Source organism: Mesorhizobium sp. M5C.F.Ca.IN.020.32.2.1, from assembly GCF_004023105.1.
Taxonomy (GTDB): domain Bacteria; phylum Pseudomonadota; class Alphaproteobacteria; order Rhizobiales; family Rhizobiaceae; genus Mesorhizobium; species Mesorhizobium wenxiniae.
The window spans coordinates 1-3,301 of sequence record NZ_RZSX01000726.1 but is presented as its reverse complement, the minus strand read 5'-3'; the positions used below and the strand labels follow the sequence as shown (position 1 = coordinate 3,301).

Below are 3,301 nucleotides of genomic sequence, written 5' to 3'. Positions count from 1 at the left end.
GCCTTCGGTTTGAGCCACCGCAGTAATTTCATGGTCACCTCGCAAACATTCCTATCAGCTGCCGATTGCTAAGGACCCCGCTTCCGGACCTTATGACATGACGACTCATGTCGATCAAACTTGGCCGATGAGCAACCACGTCTTTTGTCGCGCCTCGTCCATACGCTTCCCAATCTCGGCGGCCGGTTGCGCGTCAACCGTAAATCACTGTTGCGGTAGATCAGGAAGTCGGTGCTGGCGCGCGGCGAAAACAGATTTGGGGCGATTCTCCACCGTTGCTTGCGGTTTTCCCAGTGGTGAGGCATTTAGAAACTAATAGGAAAGAGCGGATGAACACCAGCACCCCCAACGTGTCGTATGAGATTCCCGTCCCGAAATCGAAGCAGACTCGTGGATTGAGGAAAATCGAACGCCAGTTGAGGCCGAAACTGCGGTCGCTTCGGTGGCGGGTTGTCGAGCAGGTTTTGAGCTGGCGCAATCCCGAGGCGTTGGCTTTTTACCGCAGAGCCATGGAAACCGCATATCTGCCTGACGACCTGATCGACGTAGTCCCGCAACTCAAGATCCTGTACCTCGCCACGCCAAAGGCGGCGAGTAGCCGCATTCGCAGCAACCTTGCAGCCATGATCGGAAACGACACCGTGTCGGGGTGGCGCAGCGACCAGAACTGGAAGGTGCACAACCGAAAGGCGTCGAACTTGCAGGCGCCCCGCCATGGCGTCCTGCAGTTCTATCGCATGGCCACCAGTCCGGAAGCCTTGCGATTTACCTTCGTTCGCAACCCCTATACCCGGCTGTTGTCGTGCTGGGCCGACCAATATCGTGACCGTCCGCTTGTGCCTGGTTATGGCAGGGTGGAGGTCTATTTAGCCTACCGCGAAAGGGCTGATCCGGCGCTGCCTGTAGGACCCGACAAGAGCTTGTCATTTGCAGATTTCGTCGCCTTTGCCTGCACGACTTCCACATGGCGGATCGACAAGCATTGGCAGAGGCAAAGCGACATCATCGACCTTCCAGGTGTGGCGTTCGACCTCGTCGGCAAGACGGAGACTTTCGCACAGGACTTCGAACCGGTTCTCGATCATGTCGGTGCAAGCGACGAGATGCGACGCGCGGCGATGCCACCTCTGCACACCTCCTCCCGCCGCAGGCTTGCCGACTATTTCACGCCAGAACTGGCTGATACCATCTATCGCGCGTATGAGCGCGACTTCGATCAGTTTGGCTATCCGCGCGCGCTTCCTGAGTAAAGTGGTCGCGCGGCGGTCTCAGATGTACCCGAACGCCTGCATCAGGGGTTTCCCACGCCCCTCGGTAAGCTCCATCAATTCCTGCTGACCCAGTTCGGTCTTCCAGCGGCCGCGGCCATCATAAATTGGCTGGTTCACTTGCTGGTTGCGCAATGCTGCATGTTGGGGTTGCGCATCAAGTGTGAACCATCGTTGCGGGTTCCGATGATAATCGAGCAGGCTCTGGTCGAATGACAATCCCAGGAAGGTGCAGATCTTTTCGACGGTCGCTTCCGGGTCATCGACAAGATCTTCGTAGCGGTAAATCAGGACGTCCGTGCTGCCGCGCTCGGCAAGGACCATTGTGTTGTCCGAAATCCAGCGATCCAGGCTCGCGGTCGCATCGCCAAGCCGCCTTGTCAGCGAAGCAACGGTATCGCGCCCATCGCGTACCGGCATCACGAACTTCGCGCCCGGCACCAGGCGTCGTATCCGGTCGACACGCCTGATATGACGCGGTGTCTTTTCAAGCAGCACCGACTTGCCCGCCCCAATGGCCGCCCGTTTCAGCTTTGAGTAGCGAAACAGCGCAAGTGGAGCCCATTTGAAAAACACGTTCGTTTCTTCGAATGGCAAAAAGACATCGGCATGCGAGGCAAGAATCGTAGCTATCAGCGTGGTGCCGCTATGTCCGCATCCGCAGACAAAGCCGGTGCATCGGATCAATTCACACCTGCCCTGTCGTCGGCATAAGATATGCCATGCCGCTGAAAGGCTTCATCAAGCCGCGTCCAGTAATCGAGCCGCGCAAGCACATTGTCACAAAAGGCAATATCATCCGCGCTGAGGTAGTCCAAATAACCACCGACCTTACCTTTTCGAACCTTGAAGCTTTCCGGGTCGTCAGGATTGCGCGGTTGCAATCTCCCGCCATAGCGCGCACCCAGCTCTCCTGAGATTTCAGATTGCTGCATTCGTTTGAACGATCTGCTGACGGCAACATCGGCAAGCTGGGACTCCTCAAAGGATTTTCCCAAGAATTTTCCGATGCTGCGCAATGCGTCGTTTGTATCCCGCTGCACATCTTCATAGCGCAGAAGCGCAATCTTTCGCATGTGACGTGCGGCTGCAAACCATTGCAGGTTGAAAAGGGCAATCTTCTCGACACCGTGTTTGGGGCTTCTTATACAATCGCCGATCGGACCTGCTTCCAGCCCATGGCGTTTGTTGACCTGAAAATATCCAGATACCGCAGTGTCGCGGGGGTCTCGCGTCAGGAATAGAATCCGTTGGCGTTTGTAGCGAGATTTGTCGGGGCTGATCTGCGCAATGTCACGCAGATCCTTGTGGTCGGAACCGTCATGCGTGTAAGCCGCATCCACGCCCAGATCGTCAAGCATTACGCGCAGCCAGGTCCGCCCGGATTTGGGAAACGAGACGACAAGGAGGGGCGGCTTTCTTGCAAAAAAGTTGGAAAACAAACTCAACTTGCGGACTCCGATTGCGGGCACTTTGATCGAGCAGATCAGCGATTGTAAATATCGATTAAGGCATTGGCGATCCGTTGCGAAGCCGGCACCTTTGGATCAATCGACAGATTGGCATTGAGGAAGTCCCGGCTTTGCTCAAAATAAGTCGGCCTTGACCTGACCGCAGCGCGGATATCCTCGACGAGGTCATGCTCCGACATTGTTGGTTTGAAAGCGCCCATAGGGCTGTCGAACTCGACCATGGGAGAAACCAGCGGAAACAGCACCACCGGAATGCCGCAGGCGATTGCTTCGTAAACAGTGGTGCTTGGGCGCGTTACGAGCGCCAGAGCGTCCGGGAGCAGCTGTGCGAAATCCAGGGTCGATTTGTTCGGCATATCGACTTTTGCGAACATCGTGGGGTGTACGCTAACGACATGGGGAAGGCCGAGTTTCGCACATGCGGCTGCCACGGCTTCAATCGCTTGGCGATCTGCGGGCTCTTCGATATCCCCCTTGAAGTTCACCAGCACAAAAAGCCCTTCATCGTGCCTGGCGCCAGCGCTTCCGACGGCACGCTCAATTACCGGGGAGCCGACAACG

Annotated in this window: 4 protein-coding genes; 1 reads left to right on the top strand and 3 read right to left on the bottom strand. The window is 56.5% G+C overall.

The genetic code is table 11. The annotated features are described in order from the left end of the window. Positions 1-329: 329 nt before the first annotated feature. Positions 330-1,250, top strand: a complete 921-nt coding sequence (locus tag EOA86_RS27755; RefSeq protein WP_128344600.1) for a sulfotransferase family 2 domain-containing protein — start codon at positions 330-332, stop codon at positions 1,248-1,250. A gap of 18 nt (positions 1,251-1,268) precedes the next feature. Here EOA86_RS27755 and EOA86_RS27750 read toward each other — a convergent pair whose 3' ends face one another. From EOA86_RS27750 to EOA86_RS27740, 3 genes are all read right to left on the bottom strand, one after another. Beyond that, positions 1,269-1,955 carry a sulfotransferase gene (locus EOA86_RS27750; RefSeq protein WP_164892030.1) on the bottom strand — a complete coding sequence of 229 codons (687 nt, stop codon included), beginning with the start codon at positions 1,953-1,955 and terminating at the stop codon, positions 1,269-1,271. Next, the gene (locus EOA86_RS27745) at positions 1,952-2,716 is read right to left on the bottom strand and encodes a sulfotransferase domain-containing protein (RefSeq protein WP_128344597.1); all 765 of its coding nucleotides are present in this window, start codon (positions 2,714-2,716) and stop codon (positions 1,952-1,954) included. The genes EOA86_RS27750 and EOA86_RS27745 overlap by 4 nt, the downstream gene beginning before the upstream one ends. A gap of 38 nt (positions 2,717-2,754) precedes the next feature. Beyond that, on the bottom strand, positions 2,755-3,301 hold a 547-nt coding region (locus EOA86_RS27740; RefSeq protein WP_206630149.1), incomplete at its 5' end, for a hypothetical protein.

What these genes read in the sequence shown, in the direction of transcription:
- EOA86_RS27755 (WP_128344600.1), top strand. Translation starts at nt 330, where the DNA reads ATGAACACCAGCACCCCCAACGTGTCGTATGAGATTCCCGTCCCGAAA.